Below are 18,552 nucleotides of genomic sequence, written 5' to 3'. Positions count from 1 at the left end.
GCCGGGGCTAGAGCAGCAGCCCCAGGTCCTCGGATCGGCGCACCAGCTCCAGCGTGCTGTGCACGCCCAGGATCTGCATGATCATGTACTTGTGCGCCTCGACCGTGCGCGCCGACAGACCCATCCGCTCGGCGATCTCGCGCGAGCGCAACCCCTGGCCCACCATGCGCAGCACCTCGCGCTGTTTCGGCGTCAGCTCGCGCATCTCGTTCGGCAGGCGGGCGGCCGCATGCACGCCGAGCGACGGCGTGACATAGATGTCGCCGTCGCGCACCCGACGCAGCGCCAGCAGCAACTCCTCCCCCGCGGACATCTTCAGCACGTAGCCGTTCGCGCCCGCCTTCATCGCCATATCGGCGAGTGACGGATCGGCATGCATGGTCAGGATCACGAACGGCAGGGTGTCGCCGCGGGCGCGCAGTGTCTTGAGCACTTCCAGGCCGTTGCCGCGGGGCATGTTGATATCCGAAAGCGCCAGGTCGGGCACCTCGCGACCGATGGCCTCCAGCAGCGCGCCGCCATCCTCAACCACCGCCACGATGTCGTAGTCGGGTTCGAGCAGGCGGACGATACCCTCGGCGACCATGCGATGGTCGTCGGCGAACACGAGGCGTGGACGGGCCGGCACGTTCACGGACTTGCCAGGGGCAGATGGACGCATAGCTGGACTCCTTTACCGGGCGCGCTGCGGAGATCGAAACGACCCCCGAGCAACCTGGCCCGCTCATTCATGCTGATAAGCCCGATACCGGACGCGTGGATCGGCAACCGCGCCGGATCGAAGCCGTGTCCATCGTCTGCGATGTGCAGGGTGGCGTGGTCGGCGCAGATCGCCACCGCGATGGTCACACGCGATGCCCCGGCATGGTCCAGCGCATTGCGCAGCCCTTCCTGGGCGATCCGGTAGACGCACAGGGCGACCTCGCCGGACAGCGTGGCGGCGTCCGGCGGCACGGACAGATCGATGCGCGGCGGCCCCGAGCGACCGGTCGACGTACACAGCGCCTGAAGGGCCTCCTGCAGGCCGGCGTGGCTGAGCCAGCCGGGATGCAACTGGTGCGACATCAGCCGCAGGTCCTCGGCCAGGGCCATGACCTGTGCCTGCACGTTGCCGACGTCGCCGGCCTGTGCGGCGGGAACGCGCCGACGCAGCGCGCTCAGGTCGATGGAGGCGGCGGCCAGGCGCTGGTTGATGTCGTCGTGCAGGTCGCGCGCCAGGCGGGCACGCTCCTGTTCCTGCGTGGCGATCAGCCGCCCGGCCAGTTCGCGCATGTGGTTGCGCGCGTTGTCCAGCGCGCGCTGGCCCGCCTGGCGCTGCTCCACGAGGGCGCTTATCGCGATCGCGCACAGGGTGGCGCCCAGCGTCCACAGCTGCACCGCCAGCGTGGTGTCCTGCAGGCGGGCGGCGACGAAGGGGCCGTGGCCACCGACGCTCAGTTGCGCGGCCATCACCACGATCACGAACATCGCGGCCGAACTGCCCGCCATCTGCGCACGCAGGCAGGCGGCGACGAGGATCGGGGCGGGCGCAAGGCACAGCAGAGGCAGCAATCGGGCGTGCGCGCCCAGGGTGTACCAGATCACGCCCAGCAAGGCGATGGCGCAGGCCATGGCGGCAACGAACACCGGCGGAATGCGACCGGCGTGGCGCACCGAAGCGTCGGGGCTGCGCAGGCTGGTCCACGCAGGCAGGTAGAGCACGTAGCCCAGGGCATGGGCCAGGGCGACGTTGGTGCCGTCGCCCAGTACGGCGCCGTCGTACGAGGTATGCGGCGCGACCCGCCCGATCAGCAGGGCCGATCCGATCGGTAGGGCGACGACGACGATGGCGCCGCGGACCAGCAGCATGCGGATGTCCTGCAGCAGCGGCATGTCGCCACGCACATGGCGCAGGGCCCAGGCGGCGGCAGGCGTAAGGGCCAGCGCGGCGCCCAGCACGGCCACCGTATCGCCCAGGGGCAGGCGGAACAGGCCCACGCAGGCAACCAGCAGTCCCGCGAACGCGGCCGTCACCAGTCCCGGCCAGCGCCGCGGCGGCGTGGCCAGCAAGGCGCCGAGCAGTACCGCGCCCGGAAACCAGACGATATGCGTACCGCCTTGCCGGCTCCACAGGGCGTACGACAGCAACTGCGCCGCCAGGCAACCGACGAACACGCCGCCCAGCCACATCGCGCTGCCGCCGGCGTTCTCGTCCCGGGCGGCACGCGCTTCAGCCATGTCGCGCGCTCCAGCCATGGATGATGCGGCGCAGGGCGGCCAGGCCGTCGGTGAGCGCGGCCGGCCCCGGTTGCAGGATCAGCGGGGATTTCACCTCGTAGAGTTCGCCGTCGCGGATGGCCGGCACGCCTTCCCAGCCGGCGCGGGCGGCTACCTGTTCGGGGCGGAAGCGCTTGCCGCACCACGAGCCGATGATGATTTGCGGCGCGGTGGCGATGATTTCCGCCGGGTCGCCGACGATCCGGTCGCGTGCCAGCGACTGGCTGGCCCGATGGGGCAGCACGTCGTCGCCACCGGCGATCGCGACCAGTTCCGAGACCCAGCGGATGCCGGAAATGTGCGGATCGTCCCATTCTTCGAAATACACGCGCGGACGGCGCGGCAAGTGCGCGGAGGCATCGCGCACGTCGTCCAGCCCGCGCGCCAGCTCATCCGCCAGCCGATCCGCACGAGGGGCGGCACCGACAAGGGCGCCGAGGCGGCGGATGTAGTCGAGGATGCCTTCCACGCTGCGGTGGTTGGAAATCCATACCTCGACCCCGGCCTTGATCAGGGCCTGGGCGATGTCCGCCTGGATGTCGGAAAAGCCCACGGCAAGATCGGGCTGCAGCGCCAGGATGCGGTCGATCTTCGCGCTGGTGAAGGCGCTGACCCTGGGCTTGTCGCGGCGCGCTTCCGGCGGCCGCACCGTGAAGCCGCTGATGCCCACGATGCGATCCTGCTCGCCGAGCCGGTACAGGGTCTCGGTGGGTTCCTCGGTGAGGCAGACGATGCGGCGGGGGCCCATGACGACTCCGGAGCGTGACAGGCCCCGATTGTCACCGTTCCGGACGCCGTCGGCCAACGCCGCCGTCAGGGCATCGCGATCCAGCGCCCGTGCTGCCGGATTTCCAGGGGGTGGAAGCGACGCTTGTAGTCCATCTTCGGGTGCCCCGCGATCCAGAAACCCAGGTAGACATAGGGAATGCCGCGACGCCTGGCGAGGGCGGCCTGCTGGAGGATGCCGAAGGTGCCCAGGCTGCGTGCCGCCTCGTCGGGCTCGAAGAACGTGTAGACCGCCGAGACCCCGGTGAGGGCGATATCGGTGACCGCGACGCCGAGCAGGCGGCCCTCGCGGCGCATCTCGAGGAACACGGTGGGACTCCACGGCGCGGCCAGGAAACGCTGGAAATCCTCTTCGTCGGCCGTGTCCATGCCGCCGCCGGCATGCCGCGTGCGCAGGTAGCGTTCGTACAGCGCGTGGCGCTCGGCGGTGAAGCCGGGCATCGTCTCACTCACGTCGATATCGGCGTTGCGCTTCAGGCATCGCCGTTGGGTGCGATCCGGCGTGAAGCGCGCCACGTCGATACGGCAGGGCACGCACGCCTGGCAGGCGTCGCACTGCGGCAGGTAGAGGTGGCTGCCGGCCCGGCGGAATCCCTTCGCCAGGGCCTGGCCGTAGAGCTGGTCGAGACGAGGCGCCCCCGGATCGATCACCAGGTTCTGTGCCGTCCGCTCGGCAAAATAGCCGCAGGCGTGCGGCAAGGTCTGGAACAGGCGGACGCGATCGGTCATGGCCCGATCTTATCGCGTCTTTTTGGGGATGTCGGCGGTACTCAGGCCGGGTGGTAGACCGACATCCAGTGGGTGATCGCGCCGGCGGCATCCAGTACCGGTTCCAGTTCGAGCCGACCATGCAGCACCCCGCCGTCGGCCTTGCGCACCGAAACGGCGATCCGGGCTGCTTCGTCAGCGTCCAGCGTACCCGTGCGCCGCGCCAGCAGCGCCAGGTCGCCGACCAGGAGGTCGCCGATGATCAGGCCCGCCACGCTTTCGGCGCGATGGCCGGTGGCGCGTATGAAGGCGTCGTTGACGAAGACGATCTGGCACTCACGCCAGTCCGCGTGGCTGGCGTCGGTGATCACGATGGCATCGGGAAGACGTGCCAGCGAGGCGCGCATCAATGCGAAGCTCTGCTGGTAATGCTTGCGCTCCATCATCTCGATGAGCACGCGCAGGCCGCGCGCGGAGTCCAGGTGCTGGCGCGACCAGGGTCGCGAGCGACCGCGCACCGTCTCCTGCCACGATGAGAAGCTTTGTCGTGGCGACAGGCGCGCGCCGGGGATGACCTCGAGCTTGGTCAGGGCCGGATTGCCGGCCCAGCGCACGTTGCGCACCTGCTCCGCGCGCGTCCAGATCAGCACGTTGTGCGAATCCGCCTGCAACGGCATGAAGATGATGCCCGCGGCCAGGCTGGCGAACTCGGCCGCGGCCAGCTCGGGATAGTGCCTGCCGATCTCGTCGGTGTTGAGCACGCCGGTGATGCCATCGGCCCCGGTCGGTGTGTCGGAGGTGGCCACCACGTCGCGAATGCGCAGCAGGGCGTCCTCGGCGGGCAGGTGCCCGTGGCGGATGACATGGTTGCCCGCGAAGATGGCCACGCCATCGGCATCGACCACTTCCAGCAACTCCGGCGCCAGCGTGGCCAGCAGGTCGGGATCGATCCGGTCGCTTTCGTTGAACGCGGTGATCAGTTTCTCGCGGACGGTCAGCAGCGTGCTCTCCACCTCCACCTTGTCCATTTCCTCGATGGCGGCCACGCGCATGGCGAACGCCCGGGCAACGGCATCGGCCACTTCACGCATGCGATGGTCGGCGAAGAACGGCCGGTAGTGGTGGCACGCCACCAGGCCCCACAGCCGGCCGTTGGTGATGATCGAGGCGACCAGGGTGGCGGTGACGCCCATGTTGCCCAGGTATTCCAGGTGCACCGGCGACACGCTGCGCAGCGAGACGTCACTCAGGTCGGCAGGCGCGCCGGTCTGCGGGTCGAAGGCCGGCAGGATGGGCGAGGGAACGTAGCGGCAGTCGCTGATCTGGCGGACGCGGTTGCGCAGGTAGAGCGCGCGCGCCTGCACGGGAATGTCGGTGGCAGGGTAGTGCAGCCCGAGGTAGGCCTCCAGTTCGTCGTCGCGCGCCTCGGCGATAACCTCGCCATGCCAGTCGTGGTCGAAGCGGTAGACCATGACCCGGTCGTAACCCAGCGCGCCACGGATGGTGCGGGCGACGCGGGACGCCGCGCGCTGCACGTTGCCGTCGAGCTCCAGCTTGTGCGCGAAGTCGAAGGCGATCCGCAGCGGGTCCTCGTCGAAGGCGCTTTCGCGCGGCTCCAGCTCGATCAACCAGCGGGTGTCATAGGCATGCACGCTGGCGTGCCAGCCGCCGCGACCGGTGTCGTGCGGGAAGGTCACCGCGACCCAGGGCGTATGCGCCGGGCGCTCGTCGTCGAGGAAAAGGTCCGGCGGGAGGACAAGCAGCGTGTCCAGCGGGGCACCCAGCGCGGCGGCGAGATCGACGCCGAGCAAGGACGTCACGTTCTCGCTGACCTGGAGGATCGCCTGCGTCGCCGCATCGACCACGATCAGCATGCCGTGGGGCTGGACGGAACCCGGGATGTGGATGGGCTCGCGATCGCAGGCGGTAAGGTCGGGAAGCTCAGACATCGGTGGGTTCCTTCAGCGTCCGGCGAAAACGGGCGAACATCCCTCGTGCGCCGTCGACGGCGGCACGGCAGGAGGCATCGTCGGGCAGGTGGGTATCGAGGAGGTGCTGGAAACGGCGCCATGCGGACGGGGCATCTTCGCCCACGGCGTAGAAGCGGTGCCGGCGATCCGGGTAGAGCTCGCGCAGGCGGCGCGCGATGAGACGGCCGCCCAGGGCGGAGCCTTCGACGACGTAGAGTTCGCCCCAGGCGGTGGGGGTGTCGTGGTCGGCGCCAGGGGGCACGGTGGGGAGGGGTTTGTTGGTGGGGTTGTCGCGGGGGGGATCGCCCACATTGTGGGCTCCTACAGGGGTGTGGCCGGCGTGCGGCATCCCGCTCGTGTAGGAGCCCACGATGTGGGCGATAGCCAGATCGTCATCACGCCCCGGCTCGACACGCCCCATCCCCAGGTCCTCCCGTAACAACCCCGCCCGCGACACATACGCCCAACCGGCCCGGGCCGCGGCACCACGCAGCCACGCGCCCCGTTCCGCCTCCCAGGCCTCGAACAGCCCCAGCTGCGCACGCAGCAACGCGGCATACCCCGCCTCGCTCAGCGCGCCGTCCATCAGCCGGCGCATGCCGTCCGATGCCTCGGTGTCCTCGTGGTCCTCACGGGTCGCTTCGCGCAACACGACGTGCGCGGCGCGATGGTCGGCGGTGACGGGCGGCACTCAGAGGACCTGCGTGGCCTTGAGGATCACGATCAGCATGACGCCCACGACCACGGCCAGCACCATCAGGCGCACGCGGGACGCCGTGCGCTGCGCTACCGGACGACGGTCCGGATCGCGGTGCATCTGCAACTCTTCCTGGAAGCGGATGACCGGCTCGATGCCCATCTCCTTGAGCAGGGTGCGGGCCTGGGGGAAGTCGTCGGCACTCTTCACCCACACCTGCGGCCAGCTGTCACGGTCGGACTGCCGCTGCGAGTAGCTGAAGCGCTGATAGGTCGGGCGGTTCCAGGTCGATCGGTTGGTGACGGTCGTCTCGATCGCGTGCTCGGTGAGCAAGGCGACGATCCGGTCGATGTTCTCGGGGCGGGGTGAGGTATAGATCTGGCGCATGGCCGGATTCTACGGGATTGCCGGCCCCGGCGCGCCTCAGTGGGGCGGCGCGACGAGGGCGGCGCGCAGGTCGTCCAGGTGGCCGTCGTTCGGCAGCGGGTCGATGCCGAGCAGGTAGGCCAGCAAGGGATACACGTCGACGTTGGGGAACGGCGCCACCGTGACGCCCCGGCGGATCGACGGGCCGCGTGCCACGAACAGCGCGCGCATGGTCGGCTCCAGGTTGTCGTAGCCGTGCTCGCCACGGGACATCGGCACCGTGCGCTTTGCCAGCGCCTCGTGCGAAATGATCGCCCAGCCCGTATCCGCCATGCAGATCAGGGCGGGCACGCGCGGGTGCTTGCCGTAGTTCAGCCGCGGGGGCAGGTCCTGCTTGCGGTAGCAGCGCATGTGCGCATGCGGGCCGAGCAGGCGGGCCTCGGCGGCCGACGCGTCCACGCCCGGTTTCGGGTTGAACGCCGAAACGACGCCGAACGCCACCGGGTCCAGGACGTCCAGATCGGTTTCCTCGTCGGCGAAGACGATATTGCCCACCGGGACGTCGGCCATGCCGTGGTCGGACACCACGACCAGGTTGGTCCGATCGTAGAGCCCGCGGCGGCGCAGTTCGGCCACCAGGTAGCCGAGGGCGTCGTCCACCTCGCGCAGGGCCGCGTTCACCTCCGGCGAGTCGGGGCCGAACGCGTGGCCGGCGTGGTCCACGGCGTCGAAATACAGCGTGTCGAACGCCGGCTTCGGGCCCGGCTCGTCGATCCACGACAGCAGCTTGTCGACGCGGGCTCGCGAGGTCAGCGAATCGTCGAAGGGAATCCAGTGGTCGGGACGCACGCCATGGATGGCGGCCTCGGTGCCCGGCCAGAACATCGTGGCCGTGTGCAGGCCATCCTTCTGCGCCGTGACCCAGATCGGTTCGGCATCCGCCCACCAGCGGCCGTCGCTGGTCGCTTCGTGGTTACCCAGGCTGAACTTGCCCAGCACCGGGTCGTTCATGGTGTTGTTGACGATGCCGTGGTGGTCCGGCACGCGTCCGGTGACCAGCGTGTAGTGGTTGGGAAAGGTCAGCGAGGGAAACGAGGGCAACATGTACGTTGCCCGCGCGCCATCGCCGGCCAGTGCCAGCAGGTTGGGCGTGACGCCGCGCTCGAGGTAATCGGGGCGGAAGGCGTCGATCGACACCAGCAGCACGGCGGGGCGGTCGGACGCGGCAGGGTGGGTGACGCAACTGGCGAGGACAAGTGTGGCGATCAGCGTGAAGATCGCGGCGCAGCGGGAAAACGTGGCTTTCATGGGGAAAAACGTAGGCTCACTATCGAACAATCCCCCCATGATGGCGGAGTCTCATGACCAATTCATCACGCAATCTCGTGCTGTCGATGCTTTTTCTTGCGATTCCGGTCGCGGCACTCGCCCAGACCCAGCCGGTGAAGCCCGCCGCTGCACCGCCGCCGCGCCCGCAGGCGGTGATCACCACGCCCTCGCACACGGAGCAGTGGCAGCGCCAGGTGGATCGCCAGCAGTTGCAGAACACGCAGAACCAGAACGCCGTGCGCCAGCAACTGCAGCAGAACAACAGCACCATCCAGCGCAACAACACCACCGATCCGGCCATGCGCAACCAGATCGACAATGCGCAGCGCAGCCAGGACCAGCTCAATCGCGCTCGCCAGGACGCGGCGGACCGCCAGTACCAGAACGACTCGCTCAATCGCGGCAGTACGGCGCCGGCACGTACGGGTTCCGCCGGCCGCTGATCCGCTGCAAGCGGCGCCGACCCGACGGGCCTGCGATTGCTGCGTCGCCGCTGGCGGGCAATGGCGTGGCACGCCCATAATCGGGATTCCCCGCATTCCGGAGTTTCCCGATGACGGCTGCCACGCGCATCGACACCACCCGCACCGTGCGCGCCCCGCGCGGCACCGACCTGACCTGCCGCAGCTGGCTCACCGAAGCCGCGTACCGCATGCTGCAGAACAATCTCGATCCCGAGGTGGCGGAAAACCCCGCCGAGCTGGTGGTCTACGGCGGTATCGGCCGCGCGGCGCGTAACTGGGAATGCTTCGACGCCATCCTGCGCAGCCTGCGCGAACTGGGCGACGATGAAACGCTGCTGGTGCAGTCGGGCAAGCCGGTCGGCGTGTTTCCTTCCCACGCGGACGCGCCGCGCGTGCTCATCGCCAATTCCAATCTCGTGCCGGCGTGGGCGAACTGGGAGCACTTCAACGAGCTGGATCGCAAGGGCCTGATGATGTACGGCCAGATGACAGCCGGCTCGTGGATCTACATCGGCTCGCAGGGCATCGTGCAGGGCACCTACGAGACCTTCGTGGAAATGGGCCGCCAGCACTACGGCGGCTCACTGACAGGTCGCTGGATACTCACCGCCGGCCTGGGCGGCATGGGCGGCGCGCAGCCACTGGCCGCGTCCCTGGCCGGTGCGTCCTCACTCTCCATCGAATGCCAGCAGAGCCGTATCGATTTCCGCCTGAAGACACGCTACGTCGACGAACAGGCCATCGACCTGGACGATGCGCTGGCGCGGCTGGATCGCTACGCGAAGGAAGGACGCGCCGTGTCGGTGGCCCTGCTGGGCAATGCCGCCGACGTGCTGCCCGAGATGGTTCGACGAGGCGTCCGCCCGGATGCCGTGACCGACCAGACCAGCGCGCACGATCCGGTCAACGGCTACCTGCCGTCCGGCTGGACGGTGGAGCAATGGCTCGAGCGTCGACGCACGGATCCGGCCGGTACCGCCGCGGCCGCCAAGGCTTCCATGCGCGTGCACGTGGAGGCCATGCTCGCCTTCCACCGGCAGGGCATCCCGACCTTCGACTACGGCAACAACATCCGCCAGATGGCCAAGGACGAAGGGCTCGCCGACGCGTTCGCGTTCCCCGGCTTCGTGCCGGCGTTCGTGCGTCCGCTGTTCTGTCGTGGCATCGGCCCGTTCCGCTGGGTGGCCCTCTCCGGCGATCCGGAAGACATCTACAAGACCGATGCCAAGGTCAAGGAGCTGATCCCCGACGATCCGCACCTGCATCGCTGGCTGGACATGGCGCGCGAGCGGATCAGCTTCCAGGGGCTGCCGGCCCGCATTTGCTGGGTCGGCCTGGGCCAGCGGCATCGTCTGGCGCTGGCCTTCAACGAGATGGTCCGCAACGGCGAGCTGAAAGCGCCCGTGGTCATCGGACGCGATCATCTGGACTCCGGCTCGGTCGCCAGCCCCAACCGCGAGACCGAGGCGATGCGCGATGGCAGCGATGCGGTCAGCGACTGGCCGCTGCTCAACGCCATGCTCAACGTGGCCGGCGGCGCCACGTGGGTCAGCCTGCACCACGGCGGTGGCGTCGGCATGGGTTACAGCCAGCACAGCGGCGTGGTGATCGTGGCCGACGGCAGTGAAGCTGCCGACCGTCGGCTGGGCCGCGTGCTCTGGAACGACCCCGGCACCGGCGTGATGCGTCACGCGGACGCGGGCTACGCCGATGCCATCGACTGTGCCCGGGAGCAGGGTCTCAACCTGCCGATGCTCTAATCAGCGCCCATTGGCCCACGAGGTCACGTACCGCTCCGGGTAGATCCGCTGCAGGGCCAGCACCTTGGGGCGGTCGTTGATCGCGATGTACATGGCATCCGGGTTCAGGCGCATGTAGTCCTGGTGCTCGGCCTCGGCCAGGTAGAAGCCCTTCAGCGGGGTGACTTCCGTGACGATGCGGCTGGGGAACGCCTTGGCTGCGGTGAGCTGGGCGATGTAGGCATCGGCCAGCTTCTTCTGTTCCGGCGAGTTATAGAAAATGGCCGAGCGGTACTGCGTGCCGCTGTCGGGGCCCTGCCGGTTCAGCAGGGTCGGGTCCTGCGCCACCGAGAAGAACACCTGCAGCAGCTGGCCGTAGGTGACCTGGGTGGGGTCGTAGACCACCTTCACCGACTCGGCGTGGCCGGTATCGCCCTCGCTCACGTCGTCGTAATTGGCGTGCTGCGCGTCGCCACCGGCATAGCCCGTGCGGACGCTCTTCACGCCGCGCACGTGCTGGAACACACCCTCCACGCCCCAGAAACAGCCGCCGGCGAAGACGGCGGTGGCATCGCCCGAGGCCGCTGTGGCGTCCACGGCAGGCGCAGGCAGGCGTACGCCTTCATCACGCGCGGACGCGGCCGAGCAGGCGGTAAGGGCGACGAGCAGGGCGGGCAGCAGGGAACGACGAAACATGGCTTTTCTCCCGGTCGGCATGACCTGATACACCAGACCGGTGTACCCGCGAAAACCTGACAGGATGTGAAGCACTTCTTCACGTTCATGTACCTACAGAATCGGCCAGACGCGCCGTTAAGCACCCGATGCGCGTGACACGGTAGAGTCCGCCGCTCATTTGGCGACGCACCCGGCAGGGATCTCACGCGCGTCGAGAATACCGCTTGAGAGAGGAGGGATAACGTGGCGTATGACCTGGTAGAACGACGTGTCTTCGTGACCGATCTGGAGATCGGCATGTACGTCAGTCGCCTGGACTGCGACTGGTCGGACACCCCCTTCCCGTTGCAGGGCCTGCCCATCACGTCCCGCGAGGACATCGAATCGCTCAGCCGGTTCTGTAAATACGTGTTCGTGGATACGCAGCGCCAGGTCACGCCCGATCGTTCGCTGCGGCCGCCCAGCGTGGTGGTCAAGCGTCCCGCCGTGATCCATCGGCCAGCGGCGGTCAGCCTGCGTCTGGTCAGTCGCCACGCCTATGCCGACACCGCGTCGTTCGACGACGAGATGCCGCGCGCCAAGGCGGCGTTCGATACCGTGGCCGATTTCGCGGTGCAGATGGTGGACGACCTGCGCCAGGGGCGAGTCGTGGAGCCGCAGGCCGTCGAGGACGCCGTGCGGCCCATGGTGGAAAGCGTGCTGCGTAGCGGCGATGCTTTCTTCTGGATCGAGAGCCTGCGCCGCCGCGACGGCTATACCTACCAGCACGCGATCGGTTGCAGCACGCTGGCCGCCGCCTTCGGCCGGCACATGGGCTTCGAAGGCGACGCCATCGTCAGCCTGGCCGCGGGCGGCCTGCTGATGGACGTGGGCAAGTCGCAGCTGCCCGAGGAACTGCTGAGCCGTGACGGCCCCTTGAACGACGACGAGTGGGACATCGCCCGGCAGCATGTCGGCGAGGGTGTCGCCATCCTGGATCACTCGGGCGTGGTCGATAACGAGGTGCGCGACATGGTGGCGACGCATCACGAGCGCTTCGACGGCACCGGCTATCCCGCGGGCCTGGCCGGCACCGAGATCCCGCTGGCCGGGCGCATGGCGGCGATCATCGACACCTACCACGCGATGTCCACGCCGCGGCCCTACCGGGCGGCGGTGTCGCAGCACGTCGCGCTGCGCGAACTGTATGCCGGCCGCGACCGCGAGTTCCAGGGCGAGCTGGTGGAGCAGTTCCAGGCCTGCCTGGGCGTGTATCCGACGGGCACCCTGGTGGAGCTCAACACCGGCGAGGTGGCGATCGTGATGGTGCAGAACCAGTCGCGACGGCTGCAGCCGCGGGTGGCCATCCTGACGCGGCCGGACAAGACCCACCTCGACGATTTCCTGATCGTGGACCTCATGCGCCAGGTGGAGATAGTCCGCCGGGAAATCATGCGCACCCTGCCGCCCCATTCCCACGGCATCGACCCGCGGGAATATTTCACCGCATGAGTGAACGGGCACACATCCTGCCGGCGGTGCAGGCCATCCTCGACCGGGTGTCGGTGGATTCAGGCCCTTGCGCGGTGCTGATCGTGCGCCTGCAGGGCATGCGCGAGGCGCAGCTGCGCTTCGGCTACGACTTCGGCAGCGAGGTCATGCTGGCGTCCCGCGAGCGCATCGTGGACGCGGTGCGCCATGTGGATACCGTGTTCGTCGCCGGCGACGACACCTTCGTGGTGGTGCTGCCGATGGTGCGCAACCGCACGCATGCGTTGCTGGCCGCCACGCGTATCGTGGCCGCGTTCGAGAAGGCGTTGCTGCGCGGCGAGCGTCCCTGGCACGGGCGCGCGGTGGTCGGCGTGGCCATCCATCCGGATCATGGCGTCACCGCCGAGTGGCTGTACCGCCGCGCCGAGCTGGCCCACGACGAAGCCTTGCGTGTCGGCGAAGCCTTCGCCATCTACAAACCGGACGTTACCCCCGTCGAGATCCTGTACGGCGAGCTGCGCGAGGATATCGAGGCCAACCGTTTGCAGGTTGCCTTCCAGCCGCTGCACGACCTGCGCACGGGCGAGATAAACCGTGTGGAATCGCTGGCGCGCTGGACCACCGCCGCCCAGGTGGTGGTGGGGCCGAACGATTTCATTCCGTTCGCCGAACGCAGCGACCTCATCGTGCCGCTGACCCGATGGAGCCTCAACGCATCGCTGCGCCATGCGGCGGCGCTGCACCGTGGCGGCTGCCCGATGGACGTGGCGATCAACCTGTCGCCGCGCGTCTTCGTCGAACAGGGCTTCGCCGAACAGGTGCTGGGCGCCATCGAGATCTGGGGCGTGCCGCCGCAGTCGGTGATCGTGGAAATCACCGAGACGGCCCTGCTCACCGACATGGACATGAGCGTGCGCGTGCTGCGCCGCCTGCGCGACTGCGGCCTGCGCGTGGCCATCGACGACTTCGGCACCGGCTATGCGTCGTTCGCCTACCTGCGCCATTTCCCCGCGACCGAGCTTAAGATCGACCGCAGCTTCGTCGACGCCATGCGCGGCGACGGCCGCACCGAACTGCTGGTGCAGGCCATGATCGACGTGGCGCACCGCCTCGGCCTGGAAGCCATCGCCGAAGGCGTGGAAGACGAACTCACGCTGCGCCGCCTGGTCGAAATGGACTGCGACCTCGTGCAGGGCTATCACATCGGCCGCCCCATGCCCGCCGAAGCCTTCGTCCAGGAACGCCTCGCCGCCGCCGCGATGGTCTGACGCCCTCGCGACGGCCTACCGTGCCGCCGCCCGCCACGCGGCCATCGCGACCGCCTACCGCGCCGTTGTAGGAGCCCGCCCTGCAGGCGACCCCAACGCGCGATATCGCCTATCCAGCGCCTCGACCTCCGCGTCCAGCGCCTCCTCGTCCCCCTCATTGACCACCACATCGTCGGCGATCGCCAGGCGATCCTCCCGCCGCGCCTGCGCCGCAACCATCTTCCGCGCCAGCGCCTCATCGATGCCGTCACGCCGGACCAGCCGCGCGATGCGTGTCGCTTCCGACGCATCCACCACCAGCACACGATTCACCCATGCGTAGTGCGCCCGGTTCTCCACCAGCAACGGAATGGACAGGATGCAGTACGGCCCGGTGTCGGCCGCCGCTGCCGCACGCAGCCAGGCACGGATGCGCGGGTGCAGGATGCCTTCCAGGCTCGTCCGGGCCGACGGGTCGTCGAACACCCGCTGGCGCATTGCCGCACGATCCAGCCGGCCGTCCCGATCGAGCGCGCCGGCACCGAAGACGCGAGCCACCTCCGCCAGCGCGGGCGAGCCTGGCTCCACCACGGCGCGTGCCGCCACGTCGGCGTCGTAGGCGTGAATCCCGCGTGTCGCGAAGCGGCGCTCGATGGCGCTCTTGCCGGAGGCGATGCCGCCGGTGAGTGCGACCACGAAGCCGCTCATCGCAGGCCCGTGGCGCTCAGGTAGGCTCCGAGCAAGCGGTCGCCCAGCAGCAACCAGACCCAGCCGGCCGCCGCGATGTAGGGGCCGAAGGGGATCGGCACCTCTCGCCCATGTCGCCGCAGCAGGATCAGCGCACCGCCCACCAGGGCACCGATGAGGGACGACAGCATGACGATGGGCAGGAGGGACAACGGACCCATCCACGCGCCCAGCGCAGCCAGCAACTTGAAGTCGCCATGGCCCATGCCTTCCTTGCCGGTCAGCAGCTTGAACAGCCAGTAGACGCTCCACAGGCTGAGGTAGCCGAGCAGGGCGGCGAGGATGGCTGAGGTGGGTGCGACGGGCAGCGGCTGCCAGCCCGGCACCAGGCACAGGGCCAGGCCGATCCACAGCAGCGGGTAATTCAGCTCATCGGGCAGCAGCTGGGTGCGTGCGTCGATGCCGGACAAGGCGATGAGGAAGTAGGTCAGTACCAGGCCGGCTGCCGCGCCGGGCGTGGGCCCGAACCGCCAGACCACCGCGGCGCTGGCCAGTCCGGCCAGCAGTTCGACCAGGGGATACTGGATGGAGATCGGCTCGCGGCAGTATCGGCAGCGCCCGCGCAGCAGCAGCCAGCCCAGCAGCGGGATGTTGTCGCGCGCGGCCAGCGGATGCTTGCAGCGCGGGCAGTGCGACGACTCCACCACCACGCCGGGCGGCAGCGGCTCGTCCACCGTATCCAGTTCCAGCACCTCGCGCGCCTGCCGGCGCCACTCGGCCTGCATGCGCGCGGGCACGCGCAGGATCACCACATTGAGGAAACTGCCGACCAGCAGGCCGAAGACGCCGGCAAGGCCGATCCAGAGAGCGAGGGGCATGTCGGGCATGGAAGATCCGTGGTCAAGAAAAAACCCTCCGCCCGCGAGGGCGAAGGGTTCCTATTGTGCATGGCGCGGCGGGTGCGCGGTCAGACCGTGCCGGCCAGCTTGAAGATGGGCAGGTACAGGGAAATGACCATGCCACCGACGAGGACGCCGAGGATCACCATTATCATCGGCTCGAGCAGGGTCGCGAGATTATCTACAGCGTTCCCGACCTCTTCTTCGTAAAATTCTGCGACTTTGAACAACATCGCATCCAATGAGCCAGACTCCTCACCGATGGCAGTCATCTGAACCACCATATTCGGAAACAGCCCGGTTTGGCGCATCGAAAGCTGTAATTGATGGCCGACCGCGATGTCGTCGCGCATCTGCATCACTGCTTCACCGTAGATTATGCTACCTGTGGCGCCCGCAACGGCCTCTAAAGCCTCCACTAGGGGCACGCCTGCATGAAAGGTCACGCCAAGCGTGCGTGCGAAACGAGCGATAGCTGACTGGTGCATGATGTTGCCCATGACCGGTAATCGCAGCATGATGCGCTCCAGAAAGTGGGCGAACCTAGGCGATCGTTTCTTGAAGTAGATCAATGCGGCTACGCCGCCAACGATCCCGCCAATCACCATCCACCAGTATGACTGCATGAATTCCGATGCACTCACCACGAACTGGGTGGGTGCTGGCAAGTCTGCTCCGGCATCTTTAAATGTCTGCTGGAACACGGGTACCACGAAGAGCAAGAGAATCATGGACACCAGGAGGGCCACGACCAGAACCATGATCGGATAAAACAGCGCCTTCTTGATCTTCTTTTTAATGCTCTCCATCCGCTCTTTATAGGTCGCCACGGTGTCGAGCACGGTGTCGAGTACACCGGCCGATTCACCAGCATGGACCAGATTGCGGTAGAGCTCGTCGAACTGTACTGGGTGTAGCGCCATGGCCTCGTGCAGTGACGAGCCGCCTTCGATCGACGTCTTGATGTCGAGGAGTATGGTTTTGAATCGGGGATTCTTCTGTCCGCCGGTGATGATTTCGAGGGCCTGAACCATAGGCACGCCGGACGACATCATCGTGGCAATTTGACGGCTGAAGATCGCCACGTCGCGTGCCGTAACCTTTTTGCCCGACGATCCAAAAAGTGGTTTGGTCCGTTCTTTCACCTGTTGGGGATTCATCCCCTGGCGGCGCAACTCCGCCTTGACGAGTGAGGCGTTCTTCGCCTGCATCTCGCCTTTCATGCGCTTGCCGCGCTTGTCCAGCGCGGTCCAGTCGTACGTGACCAGTGCGCTTACAGTGGCTCGCGCGGCGCCCATGGCGCGCGCATTCTTGCTGGCGGTGGCGATAGCCATGACGCGGTGTTCCCCCGGGTGGATGCTTCAGGTGGCCGCCGCCGTGCGGTCGGCCCCTGCTCTTATTCTAGTTTGAACGGAGCGCCGGGTGGGTTTCTGCCATCTGGCGCACATCTTTACCGGTCTCGTCGGCTGACGAGACCGTCAGTCCTTGGTGACACGGTTGATCTCGGCCAGGCTGGTGACGCCGTTGCGGACCTTGAGCAGCGCGGAGGCGCGCAGATCGTTGATGCCCGCCTTCTTCGCCACCGCGGCGATCTGCATGGCGTTGCCGCCCTCCAGGATGATCTGCTGGATATCCTCGACCAGCGGCATGACCTGGTAGATGCCTACGCGGCCCTTGTAGCCCTCGTTGCAGCTGTCGCAGCCGACGGCCTCGTAGATGGTGATCCCGGCGTCGATTTCGGCCTGGGTGAAGCCTTCGGCCAGCAGGGCCGCCGGGGGCAGCTGGATCGGTCGCTTGCAGTCGTGCAGCCGGCGGGCCAGGCGCTGGGCGATGATCAGGGTGACCGACGAGATGATGTTGTAAGGCGCGATGCCCATGTTCATCAGGCGCGCGATGGTCTGTGGCGCATCGTTGGTGTGCAGGGTGGACAGCACCATATGGCCGGTCTGCGCGGCCTTGACCGCGATCTCCGCGGTTTCCAGGTCGCGGATCTCGCCGACCATGATGACGTCCGGATCCTGGCGCAGGAAGGAGCGCAGGGCGGCCGCGAAGGTCATGCCGCGCTTGACGTTCTGCTGGACCTGGTTGATGCCCTCGACGCGGATTTCGACCGGGTCTTCCACCGTGGAGATGTTGCGGCCCTCGGTGTTGAGGATGTTCAGTGCGGTGTACAGCGAGACCGTCTTGCCGGAGCCGGTGGGGCCGGTGACCAGCACCATGCCGTAGGGTTTCTCGATGGCGTTCAGGTAGAGGTTTTTCTGGACCTCCTCGTAACCCAGCTTGTCGATGCCCAGCTTGGCCGATGAGCCATCCAGGATACGCAGCACGATCTTCTCGCCGAACAGCGTGGGCAGCGTGCTGACGCGGAAGTCGATGGCGCGGGTCTTGGTCAGGTTGAGCTTGATGCGACCGTCCTGCGGCACGCGGCGCTCGGCGATGTCCAGGCCGCTCATGACCTTCAGGCGCGAGGCGATGCGGTTGCCCAGCTTGTTGGGTGCCGTGGCGACGATGCGCAGGATGCCGTCCATGCGCAGACGCACGCGGTAGATGGCTTCGAAGGGCTCGAAGTGGATGTCCGAGGCGCCGCGCTTGATCGCGTCGACCAGCACCTTGTTGACGAACTTGACGATGGGCGCGTCGTCGTTGGCGTTGGCGTCGATGCCGGTGGTGACGTCGCCTTCCTCGTCGCTGCCTTCCAGGGCCAGCTCGTCCAGGCCGCCATCCTCGAAGGCCGGCACCGAGTTGTTCATGGCCGCCAGCGCGGTGTCGATCACCCGGCGCAGCTGGCCGCGCTCGACCAGCACGGGCTCGACCATGTGGTTGGAGTGGAACTTGATCTCGTCCAGTGCGTGGGACTGCATCGGGTCGGCGATGCCTACGAACAGGCGCTTGCCGCGCTTGAACAGCGGCAGCGCCTGGTGCTTGGTGATCAGCGCCTCGGTGACCAGGTCCAGGGGCATGTTGGCCGTGGCCATGGCGCCGATGTCCATGAGGGGCATGCCGAACTCGGCGGACGCGACCTGGGAGAGCTTGGCGCTCTCGACCAGGTGGTGATCGACCAGCCAGGCGGACAGCGACGATCGCTTCTCGGCGGCATCCTGTACCGCCTTGCGGACGTCGGCCTCGGCCATGACACCCTCGTTGACTAGGCGCCGGGCCATGCCGGTCAGTCCCGCCAGCATGGGGGAATGCATTTGTGAAGCCATGTAGGGTCCCGTCTCCCCGAGATATGCGCCTGAATCTACTCTAGATTGTG

General features: G+C 67.6%; 17 protein-coding genes. 4 read left to right on the top strand and 13 right to left on the bottom strand.

What is annotated here, in order from left to right; genetic code table 11:
- Positions 1-7 precede the first annotated feature (7 nt).
- The 8 genes from AB8808_RS15860 to AB8808_RS15825 all read right to left on the bottom strand — a co-directional run bounded on the left by AB8808_RS15860 (position 8) and on the right by AB8808_RS15825 (position 8,091).
- Positions 8-661, bottom strand: a complete 654-nt coding sequence (locus AB8808_RS15860; RefSeq protein ID WP_369930585.1) for a response regulator — start codon at positions 659-661, stop codon at positions 8-10.
- On the bottom strand, positions 631-2,217 hold the full coding sequence (locus AB8808_RS15855) for a sensor histidine kinase (protein WP_369930584.1): 1,587 nt from the start codon (positions 2,215-2,217) through the stop codon (positions 631-633). Before AB8808_RS15855 ends, AB8808_RS15860 begins: the two co-directional genes overlap by 31 nt.
- Positions 2,210-3,004 carry a cobalamin-binding protein gene (locus AB8808_RS15850; protein ID WP_369930583.1) on the bottom strand — a complete coding sequence of 265 codons (795 nt, stop codon included), beginning with the start codon at positions 3,002-3,004 and terminating at the stop codon, positions 2,210-2,212. Before AB8808_RS15850 ends, AB8808_RS15855 begins: the two co-directional genes overlap by 8 nt.
- Before the next feature lie 65 nt (positions 3,005-3,069).
- The gene (locus AB8808_RS15845; protein ID WP_369930582.1) at positions 3,070-3,771 is read right to left on the bottom strand and encodes an arginyltransferase; all 702 of its coding nucleotides are present in this window, start codon (positions 3,769-3,771) and stop codon (positions 3,070-3,072) included.
- 41 nt (positions 3,772-3,812) lie between these two features.
- Entirely contained in the window at positions 3,813-5,699 is a 1,887-nt protein-coding gene (locus tag AB8808_RS15840; protein WP_369930581.1) for a GAF domain-containing protein, read from the bottom strand.
- Positions 5,692-6,411 (bottom strand): biliverdin-producing heme oxygenase, encoded by a 720-nt coding sequence (locus tag AB8808_RS15835; protein ID WP_506193228.1) that lies wholly within the window; start codon positions 6,409-6,411, stop codon positions 5,692-5,694. The genes AB8808_RS15840 and AB8808_RS15835 overlap by 8 nt, the downstream gene beginning before the upstream one ends.
- Positions 6,412-6,804 carry a putative signal transducing protein gene (locus tag AB8808_RS15830; RefSeq protein ID WP_036140358.1) on the bottom strand — a complete coding sequence of 131 codons (393 nt, stop codon included), beginning with the start codon at positions 6,802-6,804 and terminating at the stop codon, positions 6,412-6,414.
- A gap of 36 nt (positions 6,805-6,840) precedes the next feature.
- Positions 6,841-8,091 (bottom strand): alkaline phosphatase family protein, encoded by a 1,251-nt coding sequence (locus AB8808_RS15825; protein ID WP_369930579.1) that lies wholly within the window; start codon positions 8,089-8,091, stop codon positions 6,841-6,843.
- 53 nt (positions 8,092-8,144) lie between these two features.
- On the opposite strand from AB8808_RS15825, the gene AB8808_RS15820 reads away from it, so the two are divergent.
- On the top strand, positions 8,145-8,555 hold the full coding sequence (locus AB8808_RS15820) for a hypothetical protein (RefSeq protein ID WP_369930578.1): 411 nt from the start codon (positions 8,145-8,147) through the stop codon (positions 8,553-8,555).
- 110 nt (positions 8,556-8,665) lie between these two features.
- Positions 8,666-10,336, top strand: coding sequence for a urocanate hydratase (gene hutU / locus AB8808_RS15815; RefSeq protein WP_369930577.1), 1,671 nt, complete (start codon positions 8,666-8,668; stop codon positions 10,334-10,336).
- Here hutU and msrA read toward each other — a convergent pair whose 3' ends face one another.
- Complete coding sequence (gene msrA / locus AB8808_RS15810) at positions 10,337-11,011, bottom strand: peptide-methionine (S)-S-oxide reductase MsrA (protein WP_369930576.1); 675 nt, start codon at positions 11,009-11,011, stop codon at positions 10,337-10,339. It lies immediately after the preceding gene.
- A 225-nt stretch (positions 11,012-11,236) separates the two neighbouring features.
- On the opposite strand from msrA, the gene AB8808_RS15805 reads away from it, so the two are divergent.
- Together AB8808_RS15805 and AB8808_RS15800 are read left to right on the top strand one after the other, a co-directional pair.
- Positions 11,237-12,484 carry an HD-GYP domain-containing protein gene (locus tag AB8808_RS15805; protein WP_036140370.1) on the top strand — a complete coding sequence of 416 codons (1,248 nt, stop codon included), beginning with the start codon at positions 11,237-11,239 and terminating at the stop codon, positions 12,482-12,484.
- Positions 12,481-13,731 (top strand): putative bifunctional diguanylate cyclase/phosphodiesterase, encoded by a 1,251-nt coding sequence (locus tag AB8808_RS15800; RefSeq protein ID WP_369930575.1) that lies wholly within the window; start codon positions 12,481-12,483, stop codon positions 13,729-13,731. The genes AB8808_RS15805 and AB8808_RS15800 overlap by 4 nt, the downstream gene beginning before the upstream one ends.
- Before the next feature lie 54 nt (positions 13,732-13,785).
- Here AB8808_RS15800 and coaE read toward each other — a convergent pair whose 3' ends face one another.
- The 4 genes from coaE to pilB form a co-directional block, all read right to left on the bottom strand.
- The gene (gene coaE, locus AB8808_RS15795) at positions 13,786-14,418 is read right to left on the bottom strand and encodes a dephospho-CoA kinase (protein ID WP_369930574.1); all 633 of its coding nucleotides are present in this window, start codon (positions 14,416-14,418) and stop codon (positions 13,786-13,788) included.
- Positions 14,415-15,284, bottom strand: coding sequence for a prepilin peptidase (locus tag AB8808_RS15790; RefSeq protein WP_369930573.1), 870 nt, complete (start codon positions 15,282-15,284; stop codon positions 14,415-14,417). The genes coaE and AB8808_RS15790 overlap by 4 nt, the downstream gene beginning before the upstream one ends.
- A gap of 80 nt (positions 15,285-15,364) precedes the next feature.
- Positions 15,365-16,630, bottom strand: coding sequence for a type II secretion system F family protein (locus AB8808_RS15785; protein ID WP_369930572.1), 1,266 nt, complete (start codon positions 16,628-16,630; stop codon positions 15,365-15,367).
- 144 nt (positions 16,631-16,774) lie between these two features.
- A complete protein-coding gene (pilB, locus tag AB8808_RS15780; protein ID WP_369930571.1) occupies positions 16,775-18,502 on the bottom strand; it encodes a type IV-A pilus assembly ATPase PilB in 1,728 nt (575 codons plus the stop codon).
- Between the last annotated feature and the right edge of the window lie 50 nt (positions 18,503-18,552).

The sequence above is a fragment of the Xanthomonas sp. NCPPB 2632 genome (assembly GCF_041228075.2).
Taxonomy (GTDB): Bacteria; Pseudomonadota; Gammaproteobacteria; order Xanthomonadales; family Rhodanobacteraceae; genus Luteibacter.
This window is presented reverse-complemented; position numbering and strand designations above follow the sequence as displayed.

Excerpts from the sequence above, each read along its gene's own strand:
- msrA (WP_369930576.1), bottom strand. The coding sequence starts at position 11,011 with ATGTTTCGTCGTTCCCTGCTGCCCGCCCTGCTCGTCGCCCTTACCGCC.
- AB8808_RS15785 (WP_369930572.1), bottom strand. The coding sequence starts at position 16,630 with ATGGCTATCGCCACCGCCAGCAAGAATGCGCGCGCCATGGGCGCCGCG.
- AB8808_RS15820 (WP_369930578.1), top strand. The coding sequence starts at position 8,145 with ATGACCAATTCATCACGCAATCTCGTGCTGTCGATGCTTTTTCTTGCG.
- AB8808_RS15790 (WP_369930573.1), bottom strand. The coding sequence starts at position 15,284 with ATGCCCGACATGCCCCTCGCTCTCTGGATCGGCCTTGCCGGCGTCTTC.
- hutU (WP_369930577.1), top strand. The coding sequence starts at position 8,666 with ATGACGGCTGCCACGCGCATCGACACCACCCGCACCGTGCGCGCCCCG.
- coaE (WP_369930574.1), bottom strand. The coding sequence starts at position 14,418 with ATGAGCGGCTTCGTGGTCGCACTCACCGGCGGCATCGCCTCCGGCAAG.
- pilB (WP_369930571.1), bottom strand. The coding sequence starts at position 18,502 with ATGGCTTCACAAATGCATTCCCCCATGCTGGCGGGACTGACCGGCATG.
- AB8808_RS15850 (WP_369930583.1), bottom strand. The coding sequence starts at position 3,004 with ATGGGCCCCCGCCGCATCGTCTGCCTCACCGAGGAACCCACCGAGACC.
- AB8808_RS15825 (WP_369930579.1), bottom strand. The coding sequence starts at position 8,091 with ATGAAAGCCACGTTTTCCCGCTGCGCCGCGATCTTCACGCTGATCGCC.
- AB8808_RS15840 (WP_369930581.1), bottom strand. The coding sequence starts at position 5,699 with ATGTCTGAGCTTCCCGACCTTACCGCCTGCGATCGCGAGCCCATCCAC.
- AB8808_RS15830 (WP_036140358.1), bottom strand. The coding sequence starts at position 6,804 with ATGCGCCAGATCTATACCTCACCCCGCCCCGAGAACATCGACCGGATC.
- AB8808_RS15800 (WP_369930575.1), top strand. The coding sequence starts at position 12,481 with ATGAGTGAACGGGCACACATCCTGCCGGCGGTGCAGGCCATCCTCGAC.
- AB8808_RS15860 (WP_369930585.1), bottom strand. The coding sequence starts at position 661 with ATGCGTCCATCTGCCCCTGGCAAGTCCGTGAACGTGCCGGCCCGTCCA.
- AB8808_RS15845 (WP_369930582.1), bottom strand. The coding sequence starts at position 3,771 with ATGACCGATCGCGTCCGCCTGTTCCAGACCTTGCCGCACGCCTGCGGC.
- AB8808_RS15855 (WP_369930584.1), bottom strand. The coding sequence starts at position 2,217 with ATGGCTGAAGCGCGTGCCGCCCGGGACGAGAACGCCGGCGGCAGCGCG.